The following is an 18063-nucleotide window of genomic DNA, read 5'->3' on the forward strand; positions in this document are numbered from 1 at the left end:
TTCGGTGTGTCCGGCCCTGTCACTGAGGGCCCCTAGAATGGAATTCATCATGACCGCACCGGGGGCTGCTCGCCCAGAAACCCCGATCGCGGGGCTCGTTGAATTGGCGCTCACCGCGCCGACCTTCCAGCAGTTGATCGACAGCGCGGCCGCTTCGCCTGCCGAGTTGAGCCTGGTGGGTCCAGCCAGCGCACGGCTATTCGTCGCCTGTGCGCTGGCGCGGTTGGGTCCTCTGCTGGTAGTCACCGCGACCGGGCGCGAAGCCGACGACCTGACCGCTGAACTGCGCGGGGTCTTCGGCGATTCCGTCGCGGTCTTTCCGTCGTGGGAAACGCTGCCGCACGAGCGCCTTTCGCCCGGCGTCGACACCGTCGGCGCCCGGTTGACGGTGCTGCGCCGGCTGGCCCATCCCGACGATGCCCGGCTGGGTCCGCCCCTGCAGGTGGTGGTGACCGCGGTGCGTTCGCTGTTGCAGCCGATGACGCCGCAGCTGGGCCTCGTGGAGCCGGTCACGCTGAAGGTCGGGACGGAGATCGAATTCGAGGGCGTGATCACCCGGCTCGCCGAGCTGGCCTACACCCGGGTCGACATGGTCGGCCGGCGCGGCGAATTCGCCGTGCGCGGAGGCATTCTCGACGTTTTCCCGCCGACCGCCGAGCACCCGGTGCGCATCGAGTTCTGGGGCGACGAGGTCAGCGAGATGCGGATGTTCTCGGTCGCCGATCAGCGCTCGATCCCGGAGATCGAGGTCGACACCCTGATCGCGGTGGCCTGCCGCGAACTGCTGCTGACCGATGAGGTGCGGGAGCGCGCCGCCGAGCTGGCCGCCCGGCACCGGACCACCGAACCCGCCATCACCGGCAGCGTCACCGACATGCTGGCCAAGATCGGCGAGGGGATCGCGGTCGACGGCATGGAGGCTCTGCTGCCGGTGCTCCGGCCCGGCGAGCATGTGCTGCTGACCGACCAATTGGCCGAGCGCACACCGGTGTTGATCTGCGATCCGGAGAAGGTACGCACCCGGGCCGCCGACCTGATCAAGACCGGCAGCGAGTTCCTCGAAGCGTCGTGGTCGGTCGCCGCGTTGGGTACCGACGCCCCGGTCGACGTCGCGCAGTTCGGTGGGTCGGGGTTCGCCGAACTCGACGAGGTGCGGGCCGCGGCGGCCCGCGCCGGGCACCCGTGGTGGACATTGAGCCAGCTGTCCGACGAGTCGGCCGTGGAACTCGATATCCGCTCGGCGCCGTCGGCCCGGGGACATCAGCACGACATCGACGGCATCTTCGCGATGCTGCGCGCGCACGTCAGCACCGGCGGTTACGCCGTCGTCGTCGCACCCGGCACCGGCACCGCGCATCGCGTGGTCGAGCGGCTGGCCGAATGCGACACCCCGGCCGCCATGCTCGAATCGGGTGCCGCACCCAAGGCCGGCGTGGTCGGTGTGCTCAAGGGGCCGCTGCACGACGGCGTCATCATCCCCGGCGCCACGTTGGTGGTGATCACCGAGACCGACCTGACCGGCAGCCGGGTGACGGCCGTCGAGGGCAAGCGGCTGGCGGCCAAGCGGCGCAATACCGTTGACCCGTTGGCGCTCACCGCCGGTGATCTGGTGGTGCACGATCAGCACGGCATCGGCCGGTTCGTGGAGATGGTCGAGCGCACCGTCGGCGGCGCCCGCCGCGAGTACCTGGTGCTCGAATACGCGTCGAGCAAGAACCGTGGTGGTGCGGCAAAAAACACAGACAAGCTGTATGTGCCGATGGATTCGCTGGATCAGCTGTCGCGGTACGTCGGCGGGCAGGCGCCCGCGCTGAGCAAGCTGGGCGGCAGTGACTGGACCAACACCAAGACCAAGGCCCGCCGCGCGGTGCGCGAGATCGCCGGCGAGCTGGTGTCGCTGTACGCCAAGCGGCAGGCCAGCCCCGGACACGCGTTCGGGCCGGACACGCCCTGGCAGGCCGAGATGGAAGACGCGTTCGGCTACACCGAGACCGTGGACCAGCTCACCGCGATCACCGAAGTCAAGGGCGATATGGAAAAGCCGATCCCGATGGACAGGGTGATCTGCGGCGACGTCGGCTACGGCAAGACCGAGATCGCGGTGCGGGCGGCGTTCAAGGCGGTCCAGGACGGCAAGCAGGTCGCCGTGCTGGTCCCCACCACGCTGCTGGCCGACCAGCATCTGCAGACCTTCACCGACCGGATGACCGGGTTCCCAGTGACCGTCAAGGGTCTGTCCCGGTTCACCGACGGCGCGGAATCCAAGGCCGTGATCGAGGGCCTCGCCGACGGGTCGGTGGACGTGGTGATCGGCACGCACCGGCTGCTACAGACCGGGGTGCGCTGGAAGGACCTCGGCCTGGTGGTGGTCGACGAGGAGCAGCGGTTCGGCGTCGAGCACAAGGAGCACATCAAGTCGCTGCGCACTCACGTCGACGTGCTGACCATGAGCGCGACCCCCATCCCGCGCACGCTGGAGATGAGCCTGGCCGGAATCCGGGAGATGTCGACGATCCTGACGCCGCCCGAGGAGCGGTATCCCGTGCTGACCTACGTCGGTCCGCACGATGACAAGCAGATCGCGGCCGCCCTGCGACGCGAGCTGCTCCGCGACGGACAGGTCTTCTACGTGCACAACCGGGTCAGCTCGATCGACCGGACGGCGGCCCGGATCCGGGAGCTGGTGCCCGAGGCGCGGGTGGTCGTCGCGCACGGGCAGATGCCCGAGGAACGGCTGGAACGCACGGTCCAGGGATTCTGGAACCGCGAATACGACATCCTGGTGTGCACCACGATCGTGGAGACCGGGCTGGACATCTCCAACGCGAACACGCTGATCGTCGAGCGCGCCGACACCTTCGGCCTGTCGCAGCTGCACCAGCTGCGCGGACGGGTCGGCCGCAGCCGGGAGCGCGGCTACGCGTACTTCCTGTATCCGCCGCACTCGCCGCTGACCGAGACGGCCTACGACCGGCTGGCCACCATCGCGCAGAACAACGAGCTGGGCGCGGGCATGGCGGTCGCGATGAAGGACCTCGAAATCCGCGGTGCCGGCAACGTGTTGGGCGTCGAGCAGTCCGGGCACGTCGCCGGGGTCGGTTTCGACCTGTATGTCCGGCTGGTGGGCGAGGCGGTGGAGGCCTACCGGGCGGCCGCCGACGGCAAGACCGTCACGACGGCCGAGGAGCCCAAGGACGTGCGGATCGACCTTCCGGTCGACGCACACCTGCCGCCGGACTACATCGCCAGTGACCGGCTGCGCCTGGAGGGATACCGGCGGCTGGCCGCGGCGGCCTCCGACGGTGAGATCGACGCCGTGGTGGAAGAACTCATCGACCGGTACGGGGCGCTGCCCGAACCGGCCCTGCGGCTGGTGGCGGTGGCGCGGCTGCGGCTGCTGTGCCGCACCGCCGGCATCACCGAGGTGTCGGCGGCGTCGGCGTCGACCGTGCGGCTCTCGCCGATGACGCTGCCGGACTCGGCTCAGGTGCGGCTCAAGCGGATGTACCCGGCCGCGAGCTACCGCGCCACGACGTCCACCGTGCAGGTTCCGATACCGCGGGCCGGCGGGGTGGGCGCACCGCGACTGCGCGATCTCGAGCTGGTGCAGATGGTCGCCAACCTGGTGACGGCACTGCAGGGCAAACCGCAGACCGACATTGGTATAACGAGTGAACTACCTGCGTCTATGGCAAGTGAGGAGCGACAGGCGTGATCCGCGCCCGCGACGATGCGGTGGGGGTACCGCCCGCTTGCGGGGGACGAAGCGATGAGGAGGGGCGCCTGTGATCGTCGTCTTGTTCGACCCCCGCCGGCCCTCGCTGGTGCCCATTGAAGCCATCGAGCACCTCAGCGGCGAGGTGCAGTACACCGAGGAGATGCCCGTCGCGGTGCCGTGGTCGCTGTCCGCGGCGCGCCCGGTGCACTCCGGCGAGGACGCCCCGGTGTTGCTCTCGTCGGACCCCGACCACCCCGCCGTCGTCGCGCGGTTGGCGGCCGGGGCCCGGCTGATCGCGGCGCCCGACACGCCGCGCGGTGAACGGTTGGTCGATGCCGTGGCGATGATGGACAAGCTGCGCACCGCCGGGCCGTGGGAGAGCGAGCAAACCCATGATTCGCTGCGCAGGTTTCTGCTGGAGGAGACCTACGAGCTGCTGGACGCGGTCGGCAGCGGCAATGCCGACCAGTTGCGTGAAGAGCTCGGCGACGTGCTGCTGCAGGTGCTGTTCCACGCCCGCATCGCCGAGGATGCGTCGCAGTTCCCCTTCACCATCGACGACGTCGCCGCCACCCTGATGCGCAAACTGGGCAACCGGGTGCCGGGAGTGCTTGCCGGGCAATCGATTTCGCTCGAAGAGCAGTTGGCCCAGTGGGAAGAGCGCAAGGCGGCCGAGAAGCCGCGCAAATCGGTGATGGACGACGTGCACACCGGGCAGCCCGCATTGGCGCTGGCGCAGAAGGTCATTGCGCGTGCCCGCAAAGCGGGCCTGCCCGCGGACCTGATTCCTGAAGCGGTCACCTCGATCTCGGTGTCGGCCGACGTCGATGCCGAAAGTGCCCTGCGCAGCGCCGTTCTGGAATTCGTGGAGGCGGTCCGCGGAGTCGAGCGGGTGATCGCGGCGGCGCGCCGAGGCACCGGTGTTCCCGAGGAGTTCGACGTCGCGCCGCTCGGCGAGATCTCCGAGGAGGAGTGGCGCGGGCACTGGCCGACCGAGGAGCCTGCGGTCGACGATCGGGAGTCGGCGCCCGAGACCGACGGCGAGGTCGACGTGTCCGTCGATGTGGTCGAGGAAGAATCCACCGCGGACGCCACGGTCGACGACGCCTGACGGGCCGGCGACTCCCGTACCGCGGCGCCGCGGCGCACTAATTCGCACTTTCGGCGATTGAGTCGGAGCGATCACCGGAATGTTTGCCGCTTTTGTCATCGGCCGCTCGGTACTATCGCGGATGAGGTTGCGAATCCCCGTGGTCGGCGAAGGTCTGACTGCGCTAGCCGAGGCGACGAGCAGCTAACCGAGAATTAGCTGAAACCGACGATAGGTCGGGGCGCCGAGGCCCGAGGCAACCGGGTAGTTCCCGAACGCATGGGACGATGGTGTGGCGGAAGTTGGTGCAGGCGAGTGTGGGGAGCTCAGGAAAGCATGGTGTCGCCGAGGCGTTGGATGCGCGCGGCCGCCGTGATCGGCGCGACCGCGATCGTGCTGGCCTCTAGCTGTACCTGGCAGCTCAGCCTGTTCATCCCCGACGGCGTCCCGCCACCGGCCGGGGATGCCGTGCCGGCGGTAGACACCCATGCCAGCGGCCGGCCCGCGGATCAGTTGCGGGAGTGGGCCCAACAGCGGTCGGCGGGGCTGGAGATCCCGGTTATCGCGCTCGAGGCCTACGCCTACGCGGCCCGGGTCGCCGAAGTCGAAAACCCGAAATGCCACATCGCGTGGACGACCCTGGCCGGCATCGGCCAGGTCGAAAGCCACCACGGCACCTACCGCGGTGCGCGGCTGGCCCCCAACGGCGATGTGAGCCCCCCGATTCGGGGTGTCCGCCTCGACGGCAGTGGCGGCACCCTGCGCATCGTCGACACCGAGGAATCCGTCACTGACGGAGACGGCGTGACGCGCGCCATGGGGCCGATGCAGTTCATCCCGGAGACGTGGCGGCTCTATGGTGTCGACGCTCACAATGACGGCCGGGTCAGCCCGGACAATATCGATGACGCCGCGCTCGCGGCGGCCGGCTATCTGTGTTGGCGCGGAAAGGATCTCGGAACGCCGCGCGGGTGGATCACCGCGCTGCGCGCCTACAACAATTCCGGTGTCTACGCCCGGGCGGTCCGCGATTGGGCGACCGCTTACGCGAAGGGCCACCCGCTGTAGCAGGATGTATCGCTGACCGGAAAAAGCACGCACCGGCGACGACGCAAGGAGAACTCAGTGCCGATTATCGAGCAGGTGGGGGCCCGCGAGATCCTCGATTCCCGCGGTAACCCGACAGTCGAGGTCGAGATAGCCCTGATCGACGGGACGTTTGCCCGCGCGGCGGTGCCGTCCGGCGCGTCGACGGGCGAGCACGAGGCCGTCGAGCTGCGCGACGGTGGCGAGCGTTACGGCGGCAAGGGCGTGCGGAAAGCGGTGCAGGCCGTGCTGGACGAGATCGGTCCGGCGGTGATCGGGCTGAACGCCGACGATCAGCGGCTGGTGGACCAGGCGCTGCTGGATCTGGACGGCACCCCCGACAAGTCGAGGCTGGGCGGCAACGCGATCCTGGGCGTGTCGCTGGCCGTGGCCAAGGCCGCCGCCGATTCCGCCGAGCTGCCGCTGTTCCGCTACCTCGGCGGCCCGAACGCGCACATCCTGCCGGTGCCGATGATGAACATCCTCAACGGCGGCGCGCACGCCGACACCGCCGTCGATATCCAGGAGTTCATGGTGGCGCCGATCGGTGCGCCCAGCTTCGCCGAGGCGTTGCGCTGGGGCGCCGAGGTGTACCACGCGCTGAAGTCGGTGCTGAAGAAGGAGGGCCTGAGCACCGGCCTGGGCGACGAGGGCGGTTTCGCCCCCGACGTCGCGGGCACCGTCGCGGCCCTGGACCTGATCAGCCGGGCCATCGAGTCGGTCGGTTTCAAGCTCGGCTCCGACGTGGCGCTCGCGCTCGACGCGGCGGCCACCGAGTTCTTCACCGACGGGACCGGCTACAAGTTCGAGGGCGCCACCCGCACCGCCGAACAGATGGCGGACTTCTACGCCGGGCTGCTCGGCTCGTATCCGCTGGTGTCGATCGAAGACCCGCTGTCAGAAGACGATTGGGACGGCTGGGTGACCCTGACCGCGTCGATCGGTGACCGGGTGCAGTTGGTCGGCGACGACATCTTCGTCACCAATCCCGAGCGCCTGGAAGAGGGCATCGACAAGGGGGTGGCAAACGCGTTGCTGGTCAAGGTGAATCAGATCGGCACGCTGACCGAGACCCTGGACGCCGTCGCGCTCGCCCACCACAGCGGCTATCGCACGATGATTAGCCACCGCAGCGGCGAGACCGAGGACACCACGATCGCCGACCTGGCAGTGGCCGTCGGCAGTGGGCAGATCAAGACCGGTGCACCGGCCCGCAGCGAGCGCGTCGCCAAGTACAACCAGTTGCTGCGGATCGAGGAGGCGCTCGGTGACGCCGCGCGCTACGCCGGCGACCTGGCTTTTCCGCGGTACGCCGTGGAGGCGAAATAGCTTGACGTTCAACGGCTGACATGGCTGACGCGAAACGCCCCGATTCGAAACGGCGCTCCCCGGCATCCCGCCCGGGGAAGGCCGGCGATTCGGGTCGGGGCCGCCGCACGCCCAAGCCGTCCTCCAAGCCGTCTTCGCGGACGTCACCCACGGCGAACCAGTCCGGCCGGACCGCCACGCGAACGCAGCAAGAGCATGTCGTCGAGCCCATCACACGCAAGGCCGCCGAATCGGTGGAGCAGCGCTCCGAGCAGCGGCTGGGTTTCACCGCGCGCCGCGCGGCGGTGCTGGCCGCGGTGATCTGCGTGCTGACGTTGACCATCGCCGGACCGGTGCGCACCTACTTCGCGCAGCGCACCGAGATGAACCAGCTGGCCGCCAGCGAAGCGGCGCTGCGCCGCCAGGTCGCGGACCTAGAGCAGCGCAAGGCCAAACTCGGTGACCCGGCCTACATCGCGGCGCAGGCGCGCGAGCGGCTCGGCTTCGTCAAGCCCGGCGACATCCCGTTCCAGGTTCAGCTTCCGCCGTCGGCGGCCGAGCCCGCGCAGCCGGGATCACCGTCAGCGAAGCCAGCCAACGGTGACCCCTGGTACACGTCGCTGTGGCACACCATCGCCGACACCCCGCACCTGCCGCCGGCCAAAGCGCCTGCGCCCGAAGCCCCGCCGGCCGAACCGGGATCACCCGGCCCGGTGCCCGCACCGAATCCCGCGGGTTCCGGTGGCTGATCATGCCGACCTGGAAGCGGTGGCGGGCCAGCTCGGGCGTGAGCCGCGCGGGGTACTCGCAATCGCCTACCGGTGTCCCAATGGTGAACCCGGTGTGGTGAAGACAGCGCCGAAACTGCCTGACGGCACGCCGTTTCCGACGCTCTACTACCTGACCCATCCGGCCTTGACGGCCGCCGCCAGCAGACTGGAGACCACGGGGCTGATGCGTGAGATGACCGAAAGGCTGGGCCAGGACCCGGAATTGGCGGCCGCCTACCGGCGCGCCCACGAGTCGTATCTGGCCGAACGGGACGCGATCGAACCGCTGGGCACCACGTTCTCCGGCGGCGGAATGCCCGACCGGGTCAAGTGTCTGCACGTGCTGATCGCCCATTCGCTGGCCAAGGGCCCCGGCGTGAACCCCTTCGGCGACGAGGCGCTGGCGATCCTGGCCGCCGAGCCCGCCATGGCCGGCATCTTGGCGGCAGGCCAATGGTGAACGGCAGGCTCGCGGGAATCGACTGCGGTACCAACTCAATCCGATTGCTGATCGCCGACTTTGACGGCGGCCGGCTGCGCGACGTGCACCGGGAGACGCGGATCGTGCGGCTGGGTCAGGGTGTCGACGCGACCGGTGAGTTCGCGGCGGACGCGATCGCCCGCACCCGCGCGGCGCTCACCGATTACGCGGCCCTGATCGAAGAGCATGGCGCGCAGCGGGTGCGGATGGTGGCCACGTCGGCCGCCCGCGATGTCGCCAACCGCGACGCGTTTTTTGCGATGACGGCCGAGGTGTTGGGCGCGGTGCTGCCCGGGACGGTTGCCGAGGTGATCACCGGCGCCGAAGAGGCCGAGCTCTCGTTCCGGGGAGCGGTTGGCGAGTTGGACAGTGCGGCTGGCCCTTTCGTCGTCGTCGACCTGGGTGGCGGCTCTACGGAAATCGTGGTCGGCAGCGACGCGGTGACGGCCAGCTACTCGGCCGACATCGGCTGCGTGCGGCTGACCGAACGCTGCCTGCATTCGGACCCGCCGACGCCCGAGGAGGTGGCGGCGGCCCGGCAGGTGGTGCGTGAACGACTCGAGGTCGCGCTGGGCGTGGTGCCCGTGGAGGGGGCGAAGACCTGGGTCGGACTGGCCGGGACGATGACCACGCTGTCGGCGCTGGCCCACAACATGACGACATATGACTCCGCGGCCATTCATCTTTCGCGTGTCGCCGGCGATGACCTGCTGTCGGTGTGCGAGCGGCTGATCGGCATGACGCGGGCCGAGCGCGCAGCGCTGCCGCCGATGCACGAGGGCCGGGCCGACGTGATCGGCGGGGGCGCGATCGTCGTTGAGGAGCTGGCGCGCGAGCTGCGCGCCCGTGCGGGGATCGACGAGTTGACCGTCAGCGAGCACGACATCCTGGACGGCATCGTGCTGTCGATCGCGGGTTGAGTGTGCATCCAGGGGTTTGAGTCTGCGATGAGGGCGGAGATTTAGCCGTATTCATGCCATGAGAGCACACTCGACGCGAACGGGCGGCTCACACCTCGAATCGATAACCCATGCCCGACTCGGTCAGCAGATGTTTGGGGTGCGACGGGTCGTCTTCGAGTTTGCGACGCAGCTGCGCGAGATACACACGCAGGTAATGAGTTTCGGTGGCATACGCCGGGCCCCACACCTCCTTGAGGAGCTCCTCGCGGCCCACCAACTTGCCGCGATTGCGGACCAGGACTTCGAGCATCCCCCATTCGGTCGGGGTGAGGTGGACTTCGCTGCCGTTCTTGGTGGCCTTCTTTGCGGCCAGGTCCACCGTGAACGACTCCGTTTCGATGACCGGTTGCTCGAGCTCGGAGGCAGCGGTGTTGCGCCGGACGGCGGCGCGCAGCCGCGCCAAGAACTCATCCATCCCAAAAGGTTTGGTGACGTAATCGTCGGCGCCCGCGTCCAGTGCCTCCACCTTGTCCGACGAATCGGTGCGGGCGGACAACACGATCACCGGTGCGGTGAGCCAGCCGCGTAGGCCGGCCAGCACGTCGATGCCGGAAATGTCGGGCAGGCCGAGGTCGAGTATCACCACGTCAGGCTTGTGCTCGGCGGCGGCGCGCAACGCGCCGCCCCCGCTCGACGCGGTCACCACCTCGTAGCCGCGCACGGACAGGTTGATACGCAGCGCACGCAGGATCTGGGGTTCGTCGTCGACCACCAGGACTCGAGTCACTGCACGCCCATCGATTGCGGCGCAGCCAGGTCCACGATCACGGTCAGTCCGCCGCCCGGTGTGTCGGTGGCCGTGATCGTCCCTCCCATCGCCTCGACGAAGCCCCGCGCGACTGACATCCCCAGGCCGACGCCAATGGTGTTGTCGTGATCATCGAGCCGCTGAAAGGCGGCGAAAACCTGGTCCTCGGTTCCGTGCGGAATTCCGGGGCCCTCGTCGATGACGTTGGTCAGGACGCGATCGCCCACTCGCCCTGCGTTGACGCGAACCACGCAGTCAGGCGCGTATCGCAGCGCATTGTCGATCAGGTTGGCAAGGACGCGTTCCAGTAACCCGGCGTCGGCCATCACGATCGCGTCGCCCACGTCGACCTTGACCCGATCGATAGCCGACCGATTGAAGCCGGTGGCGCCCTTCCCGATGCTGACCAGCGCGCGTTGCACGGTTTCCTCGAGGTACACCCGGCTCATATCCGGGTGGATCACGCCTGCGGCCAGCCGGGACGAATCGAGCAGATTTCCGACCAACGCGGTCAGCTGGTCGATCGACTCCTCGATGGTGGCCAGCAGTTCCGCGGTGTCGGCGGGGGAGAAGGCGACGTCTTCGGCGCGCAGGCTGGACACCGCGACTTTGGCCGCGGCCAGCGGTGTGCGCAGGTCATGACTGACCGCGGAAAGCAGGGAGCGCCGCAGCTCGTCGGCGCGCACGATCGCCTCGGTCCGGCTCGCCTCTTCGGCGAGCTCGCGTTGTCTGATCAAACCCGCGGCCTGCCTGGCCACCGCGCCCAGTACTCGCCGGTCACGCGCGAAGAGCTTCCGGCCGGCGAGCAACATCCAGAACTCGTTGTCGCCGACTTCGATAGCGGTGTCGGCAAAATCGACGATGACACACGGATCTCTGCCGACGCTCGCGATGACGTCGCTCTTCTGGCCGTTGGCGCGCTGTTCCTCGCTGGGTTCGCGCAGCATCGTGACCGCCCGCTGGGCGTAGGTCTCTCGCACGCGTTCCAGCAGCGTCTCGAGATCGGCACCACGCAGCACCGAACCCGCGAACAGGGTGAGCAGCTCGGCCTCTTGGGAGGCGAGTCGCGCTTCCCAGGCCCGTTTGGCCGCGAAATCGACCAGGACCGCGACTGCGACCGCGATAAGCAACAGCACCAATTCGGTGATGGCGCTGCTGGGTTCATCGATGTTGAAGCTGTGTCGCGGGGGGATCAAGTAGTAGTTGAGCAACAGCCCGGACAGCACCGCCGAAAGTGCGGCGGGCGCAATACCTCCCAGTAGTCCGACCAACAACACCCCGACGAAGAACAATGCGCTCTCGCCTGCGGTATCCAGATACCGGTCCAGCAGCGTGACGTTGGTCGCGCAGATGACCGAGGGGACGATGACGGCAGCCAACCAGGACGCGATCCGTTGCCCCCGGCGCGACAGTGTCACCGCGCTTCGGGCGCGTTTGGCTTCCTGCTCATGGGTGACGATGTGGACATCGATCTTCCCAGACCGCTCGACGACGGTCTGTTCGATGCCCTCGTCGAAGATGCGTGCCAACCGCGACCGGCGGGAGGTCCCGATGACCAACTGGGTGGCGTTGATCTCGCGGGCGAAATCGAGCAGGGCCGTGGGTATGTCGTCGCCGACCACCGTGTGCATCGAGGCGTCGAGGCTGTTCGCGAGCTCGCGGATCCTGTTCATCCGCGTTTCCGATAGCCCGGCCAGCCCGTCACCGCGGATGACGTGCACCACCATCAGCTCTGCGCTGGACTTCGACGCGATCCGCGATGCCCGCCGTATCAGCGTCTCGGAACCCGCACCGCCGGCGACCGCCACCACGACTCGCTCGCGCGCCTCCCACACGTCGGTGATCTTGTTCTCCGCGCGATACTTCGCCAGCGCGGTGTCGACCTGATCGGCGAGCCACAGCAACGCCAATTCCCTGAGCGCGGTGAGGTTTCCGGGTCGGAAGTAGTTGGACAGCGCCGCATCGATGCGTTCCGGCGCGTAAATGTTGCCATGGGATAGCCTGCGGCGCAGCGCTTCCGGTGTGATGTCGATGAGCTCGACCTGTGCCGCCTGCCGCACAACAGAGTCGGGTATCGTTTCTTTCTGCTCAATGCCGGTGATCTGGGCGACAACGTCGTTGAGGCTCTCGAGGTGCTGGACGTTGACGGTGGAGATCACCGTGATCCCAGCGTCGAGCAATTCCTCGACGTCCTGCCATCGCTTGGCGTTCTTACTGCCCGGCGTGTTGGTATGGGCGAGCTCGTCGACCAGGACCACCTGCGGCCGACGTGCCAACACGGCCGGCACGTCGACCTCGGCGAAACTGGCACCACGGTATTTGAGGTACCGCGGCGGGATCACCTCGATGCCTTGAATCAGCTCAGCGGTCTTCCGGCGCCCGTGCGTCTCGATGACCGCGGCCACCACGTCCGTGCCGCGCTCCAGGCGTCGATGCGCTTCGCCGAGCATCGAATAGGTCTTGCCTACACCCGGCGCCGCGCCGAGGTAGATGCGCAGCTCCCCGCGTTTCGGATGATCGTTGCGGCCCCTCACCTGAACCATCATCCCCCACGGCGCTAGCTCGTGAACGGATACTTGCTGTCGAGTTGCAAGTTTAATTGCAGCACGTTGACGCTCGGTTCACCGAAGAACCCGAGGCCACGGCCGTGACTGTTCTGCGCTACCACCTCACGGATCTGATCTGGGCTGACGTGACGCACCTTGGCCACCCGGCCCACCTGGATAGCGGCGTAGGCGGGGGAGATGTTCGGGTCCAGGCCGCTACCGCCGGCGGTGACCGCGTCGGCCGGTACCACGGGGTCAGCCGGTGCGGCGCCGCGGACGGGCACGATCTGGCCGATCGAGTAGTCCACGCCGTATTTGGCGCATTCGACGCGTACTCCCTCGTAGAGCGCGAGGAATGGCGCGGCCACCGATTCGCACGGTTCGTTGACGCTGACCACCCGGGTGGGATGGGTGACGTTTCCACGCGTGTCGCGGGGACCGATGACCGACAGCGCCGCTCCGACACCGCCGCCGGTGCAGAACGGACGTGATCCGTTCACGCCTTCGAGCTTGCCCACCGCGGCGCTGCGCGAGCATACCGTCGTCAGCAGGCTCGGCTTGAAGCCCGCATCCGACGCGGACTTTCCGGCCGTCAGTTGCGAAGGGTCGGCCGGTGTGTCGACGATGCTCTCCGGCCCGAGGTTGCTGCCGCCTGAGGCCATCGGGTCGTAGCCATTTCCGGCGCTCGACGGACGACTCTGGAAATACTGGGGCAGCGCGTTGCCGTCCTTATCGGTGAACAGCTGACCGATCAGTCTGCTGCCGACGGGCTTGCCGTTGGCGGTCAGGATCGACCCCTCGGCTTTGTCGTGCAGACCAGGGAGCTGCGCGGCCAGCCAGATGAGCAGCGGGTAGGCCAGACCGGTGATGACGGTCAGCACCAGCAGGGTGCGCAGCGCCGCCCAGTGCATGCGAACGAAACTGGAAAACGTCATGTCAGGACATCCCCGGGATGAATTGAACGATCAGGTCAATCGACTTGATTCCGATGAACGGGGCGACGATGCCGCCGAGGCCATAGATGTAGAGGTTGCGGCTCAACAGCTTTGACGCGCTGCTTGGCGTATACCGCACGCCGCGCAGCGAAAGCGGGATCAGCATGACGATGACGATCGCGTTGAAGATGACCGCGGACAGGATTGCCGACTGCGGGCTGTGCAACCGCATGACGTTGATCAGGTCTAAACCTGGGAACAGTGCCACGAACATCGCCGGGATGATCGCGAAGTACTTCGCGATGTCGTTGGCGATGGAGAAAGTGGTCAACGCGCCGCGGGTGATCAGCAGCTGCTTGCCGATCTCGACGATCTCGATGAGCTTGGTGGGATCGGAGTCGAGGTCGACCATGTTGCCGGCCTCTTTGGCGGCCGATGTGCCGGTGTTCATCGCCACCCCCACGTCGGCTTGAGCCAAAGCGGGTGCGTCATTGGTGCCGTCGCCGGTCATCGCGACCAGTTTGCCGCCCTCTTGCTCGCGCCTGATCAGCGTGAGCTTGTCCTCCGGCGTGGCCTCGGCCAAGAAATCGTCGACACCGGCCTCATCGGCAATCGCCCTGGCGGTCAACGGGTTATCGCCGGTGATCATCACCGTACGGATGCCCATCTTGCGCATCTCGTCGAATCGCTCACGCATGCCCTGCTTGACGACGTCCTTGAGGTGGATGACGCCCAGGACCGCCGCCTCATCGTTGACGCTCTCCCCGACGACCAGCGGGGTGCCGCCGCCGGCGGAGATGCCGTCGACGATCTCGCCAAGCTGGCCCGGAACCTTTCCGCCTTGGCTGCGAACCCATTCCGCGACCGAGCTGGCCGCTCCCTTGCGCAGCTGGTGCCCGTCGAGGTCGACACCCGACATCCGGGTGGCGGCCGAGAAGGCGACCCAGTGGGCTTGCGAGAGTTCACCGGGTGTGCGGGCCCGCAACCCGAAGTGCCGCTTGGCGTATACGACGATCGAACGACCTTCGGGTGTCTCGTCGGCGAGGCTGGACAGCTGCGCGGCGTCGGCCAGTTGACCGGGGGTCACTCCGTCCAGGGGGACGAAGGCGGCGGCCTGCCGGTTGCCGAGCGTGATGGTGCCGGTCTTGTCCAGCAGCAGTGTGTTCACGTCGCCGGCGGCTTCCACCGCGCGCCCGGACATGGCGAGCACGTTGCGCTGCACCAGCCGGTCCATGCCGGCGATGCCGATCGCCGACAGCAGCGCACCGATAGTGGTCGGAATCAGACACACCAGCAGAGCCACCATCACGATGCCTGTGACACCGTTTGCGTTGAGCGCCTGGCTATCCGGGACGCCTGGGTTGTTCATCTTGGAGTAGATCGCCAGCGGCTGCAGGGTTGCCACGGCGAAGACGAAGATGATGGTCAACGCGGCCAGCAGGATGTTCAGCGCGATCTCGTTCGGGGTTTTCTGGCGGTTGGCGCCCTCGACGAGCGCGATCATCCGGTCAATGAAGCTCTCCCCGGGCTTCTGGGTGATCTGCACGACGATGCGGTCGCTCAGCACGGTGGTGCCACCAGTGACCGCGGAACGGTCGCCGCCGGACTCGCGGATCACCGGTGCCGACTCCCCGGTGATCGCCGATTCGTCCACCGAGGCAATGCCTTCCACGACGTCACCGTCCCCCGGGATTCCCTGCCCCGCCTCGACCACGACGATGTTGCCCTGCTGTAACTGCGGCGCGGCGACCGCTTCCTCGACGGCGGTGGCGCCGGGCGCCCAGTCCTTGAGCCGCCGGGCCATGGTCTGGGTCTTGGCCCGGCGCAACGTTTCGGCCTGGGCCTTGCCACGGCCTTCGGCCACCGCCTCGGCGAGGTTCGCGAACAGCACGGTCAGCCAGAGCCAAATCACGGTCAACCACGCGAACCACGTCGGGCTGGTGATCGCCAGCACTGTGCTCCAGGCGGCGCCGATTTCGACGATGAACATCACCGGGTTGCGCCACAGGGTGCGCGGGTCGAGCTTGCGCAGCGCATCCGGTGTCGATCTCAAGAGCACCTTCGGATCCAGCAAGCCGCCATGGACCCGTTTGGAGCTGGGGTGGTTCGCCGGCTCTTCCTGCTCGGCCCGGTTGATCGCGGTCGCGGTCATCAGTGGATTCCTTCAGCGAGAGGCCCGAGCGCGAGCATGGGCAGGAAAGTGAGGGCGACGACGATCAACGTGACGCCGGCGACCATTCCGACGAACTGCGGCCGATGGGTCGGCAGGGTGCCCGCCGAGTCCGGCGTGCTGCCCTGGTTGGCCAGCGAGCCGGCCAATGCGAGCACGAGCACGATGGGCAGGAATCGGCCGAATGCCATGGCCAGGCCGAGGGCGGTGTTGTACCAGTCGGTGTTGGCGCTCAATCCGGCGAAGGCCGAGCCGTTGTTGTTGGCCGCGGAGGTGAATGCGTAGAGAATCTCCGAAAGCCCGTGCGGGCCGCTGTTGGCCATGCCGGCCCGTTCGCCCGGCAGAGCCATCGCGATCGCGGTGCCGGTCAGCACGATCAGCGGCGTGACCAGGAAATAGCTTGCGGCCAGCTTGATCTCGCGCGGGTTGATCTTCTTGCCCAGATATTCAGGGGTTCGCCCGACCATCAACCCCGCGACGAAGACGGTGATCACCGCAAGCACGAGCATGCCGTACAGGCCCGACCCGGTACCGCCGGGGGCAACCTCGCCAAGTTGCATGTTGAACATGGCGATCATGCCGCCGAGGCTGGTGAGCGAGTCGTGGACCGAGTCGACGGCACCGGTGGAGGTGAGCGTTGTCGAGTCGGCGAACACCGCCGAGTTGGCGGTGCCGAACCGCTGCTCGACTCCCTCCATCGCCGAGCCGATCGCGATCGGGACCGTGCCGTGATGCTGCAACTGGAACCACAACATGAACGTCACGCTGGTCGCGTACAACGTCGCCATGACCGAGGCGATCGCGAAGCCCTGCTTCGTGCTGCCCACCATGCGGCCGAAGGTGCGCGGCAGCGAGAAGCTGATCGCCAGCAGCAGGAAGATCTCCAGCCAGTTGGTCCACGCGGTCGGGTTCTCAAACGGGTGGGCTGAGTTCGCGTTGTAGAAGCCGCCGCCGTTGGTGCCCAGCTCCTTGATGACCTCCTGGCTGGCCACCGGGCCGCCGGTGATGGTCTGCCGGGTGCCGGCGACGGTGTCGACAATCTGGTCATGCAAGTGGAAATTCTGGATCGCCCCGCCGGCCACCAGCAGGATCGCGCCGACGATCGCGATGGGCAGCAGAATGCGCAGCGTTCCGCGCACCAGGTCGACCCAGAAGTTGCCCAGCTCGCCGGTGCGCCGGCGAGCGAAGCCGCGCACCAGCGCGATCGCCACTGATATGCCGACGGCGGCCGAGGCAAAGTTCTGTACCGCCAGCCCGGCCATTTGTACGAGATGACCCTGTGTCGTTTCGCCGGAGTACGCCTGCCAGTTGGTGTTGGTGACGAAGCTGACGGCGGTGTTCCAGGCCAGCCCGGGGGTCATCTTTGTGGCCGGATCATGCAGATGCAGCGGTAACTTCCCCTGCACCAGCTGAAACACGAACAGGAAAAGGATGCTGACCGAAGAGAACGCCAAGGTGCTTCGGGCGTAGGCGCCCCACGTTTGCTCCGAGCGTGGGTCGACACCGATCAGCCGATAGACCACCCGCTCGACGGAAGAGTCCTTCTCCGAGCTGTACACGCGAAACATGTAGTCACCCAAAGGCACATGCACCACTACCAGCGCCAGAACCAGTACGGCGAGGAAAATGATCCCCGCTGTTGCTGTGCTCACTAAAACCCCTCCGGGAACAGCAGCGCGCCAGCGAGATACAGCGCGATGAGGATGGAAAGCACCAAACCGACGATATTTTCGTAGCTCATAGCCGTTCGACCAACTTCTGGGCCAGGCCGAGTACGGCGAACACCGCCACTGTCAGCACGATGTAGACCACCACGCCCATCTTGTCTCCGTTCCGCGCAGATGACCTGCGTACGAAAAGACCTCATCGAGGTCAGCAGCAATGCAGTCCTCGGAGGCAGGATCAGCTTGAAATTAGCTGGGCCCGCTCCGCACGGGTCTTGGGTTGACGTTTTCCTAACGAGGTCGCGGATCACCTTTACGCTTTGTTAACGCCCTCCGTCGAGCCCCGCCGGTTGCCCGCGCTGAGTCGTTTCTCGCCCCGTCCGGTGCCAGAGGATCAACCGCATCTCGAATCAGCCAGTGCGACTGAGGAAGTGGGGTTCCACCAGGCATCTGGTCGACAGCCATAATGGCGCTCCGGGGAAAGGCGGCTTCGATGTCGAGGCGATAAGGCTGCGTAAAATTCGGCGCAATTAACGTAAGAGTGGTGTTTGGGTGGTCGCGGGCGCCATTGAACCGGCGTAATGC

At 67.2% G+C, this 18063-nt stretch carries 13 protein-coding genes and 2 pseudogenes; 8 read left to right on the forward strand and 7 right to left on the reverse strand.

The features are described 5' to 3' along the window. Positions 1-37 precede the first annotated feature (37 nt). The 8 genes and pseudogenes from mfd (at position 38) to B8W69_RS10985 (ending at position 9373) form a co-directional block, all read left to right on the forward strand. Positions 38-3715 (forward strand): transcription-repair coupling factor, encoded by a 3678-nt coding sequence (gene mfd / locus B8W69_RS10955; protein WP_085289840.1) that lies wholly within the window; start codon positions 38-40, stop codon positions 3713-3715. A gap of 2 nt (positions 3716-3717) precedes the next feature. Next, positions 3718-3789 (forward strand): annotated as a pseudogene (locus B8W69_RS31350) (hypothetical protein); the annotation flags it as partial. Continuing rightward, positions 3786-4870 (forward strand): annotated as a pseudogene (locus B8W69_RS10960) (nucleoside triphosphate pyrophosphohydrolase). The pseudogenes B8W69_RS31350 and B8W69_RS10960, both read left to right, overlap by 4 nt. 277 nt (positions 4871-5147) lie before the next feature. Continuing rightward, entirely contained in the window at positions 5148-5876 is a 729-nt protein-coding gene (locus tag B8W69_RS10965; RefSeq protein WP_110881898.1) for a lytic transglycosylase domain-containing protein, read from the forward strand. A 57-nt stretch (positions 5877-5933) separates the two neighbouring features. Continuing rightward, on the forward strand, positions 5934-7223 hold the full coding sequence (eno, locus tag B8W69_RS10970; RefSeq protein ID WP_085289843.1) for a phosphopyruvate hydratase: 1290 nt from the start codon (positions 5934-5936) through the stop codon (positions 7221-7223). A gap of 20 nt (positions 7224-7243) precedes the next feature. Further along, positions 7244-7951: an FtsB family cell division protein gene (locus B8W69_RS10975; protein WP_085289844.1), complete on the forward strand. Its 708-nt coding sequence runs from the start codon at positions 7244-7246 to the stop codon at positions 7949-7951. Continuing rightward, on the forward strand, positions 7944-8432 hold the full coding sequence (locus tag B8W69_RS10980; protein ID WP_085289845.1) for a DUF501 domain-containing protein: 489 nt from the start codon (positions 7944-7946) through the stop codon (positions 8430-8432). The genes B8W69_RS10975 and B8W69_RS10980 overlap by 8 nt, the downstream gene beginning before the upstream one ends. Next, positions 8426-9373, forward strand: a complete 948-nt coding sequence (locus B8W69_RS10985) for a Ppx/GppA phosphatase family protein (RefSeq protein WP_085289846.1) — start codon at positions 8426-8428, stop codon at positions 9371-9373. The genes B8W69_RS10980 and B8W69_RS10985 overlap by 7 nt, the downstream gene beginning before the upstream one ends. Positions 9374-9461: 88 nt before the next feature. Here the strand turns inward: B8W69_RS10985 and B8W69_RS10990 are convergent, their stop codons facing one another. From B8W69_RS10990 to B8W69_RS31970, 7 genes are read right to left on the reverse strand one after another with little or no spacing between them, the layout of a single operon-like run. Then, positions 9462-10142 carry a response regulator gene (locus B8W69_RS10990; RefSeq protein ID WP_085289847.1) on the reverse strand — a complete coding sequence of 227 codons (681 nt, stop codon included), beginning with the start codon at positions 10140-10142 and terminating at the stop codon, positions 9462-9464. Further along, a complete protein-coding gene (locus tag B8W69_RS10995; protein ID WP_085289848.1) occupies positions 10139-12709 on the reverse strand; it encodes a DUF4118 domain-containing protein in 2571 nt (856 codons plus the stop codon). The genes B8W69_RS10990 and B8W69_RS10995 overlap by 4 nt, the downstream gene beginning before the upstream one ends. 11 nt (positions 12710-12720) lie before the next feature. Then, a complete protein-coding gene (locus B8W69_RS11000) occupies positions 12721-13644 on the reverse strand; it encodes a potassium-transporting ATPase subunit C (protein ID WP_085289849.1) in 924 nt (307 codons plus the stop codon). Position 13645: 1 nt separating this feature from the next. Beyond that, complete coding sequence (gene kdpB / locus B8W69_RS11005) at positions 13646-15796, reverse strand: potassium-transporting ATPase subunit KdpB (RefSeq protein WP_085289850.1); 2151 nt, start codon at positions 15794-15796, stop codon at positions 13646-13648. Continuing rightward, the gene (gene kdpA / locus B8W69_RS11010; protein WP_085289851.1) at positions 15796-17466 is read right to left on the reverse strand and encodes a potassium-transporting ATPase subunit KdpA; all 1671 of its coding nucleotides are present in this window, start codon (positions 17464-17466) and stop codon (positions 15796-15798) included. The genes kdpB and kdpA overlap by 1 nt, the downstream gene beginning before the upstream one ends. Then, the gene (locus B8W69_RS29865) at positions 17466-17555 is read right to left on the reverse strand and encodes a K+-transporting ATPase subunit F (RefSeq protein WP_110881887.1); all 90 of its coding nucleotides are present in this window, start codon (positions 17553-17555) and stop codon (positions 17466-17468) included. Before B8W69_RS29865 ends, kdpA begins: the two co-directional genes overlap by 1 nt. After that, the gene (locus B8W69_RS31970) at positions 17552-17635 is read right to left on the reverse strand and encodes a potassium ABC transporter ATPase (protein WP_110881888.1); all 84 of its coding nucleotides are present in this window, start codon (positions 17633-17635) and stop codon (positions 17552-17554) included. The genes B8W69_RS29865 and B8W69_RS31970 overlap by 4 nt, the downstream gene beginning before the upstream one ends. Positions 17636-18063: the final 428 nt, after the last annotated feature.

Source organism: Mycolicibacterium vulneris (assembly GCF_002104765.1).
Taxonomy (GTDB): Bacteria; Actinomycetota; Actinomycetes; order Mycobacteriales; family Mycobacteriaceae; genus Mycobacterium; species Mycobacterium vulneris.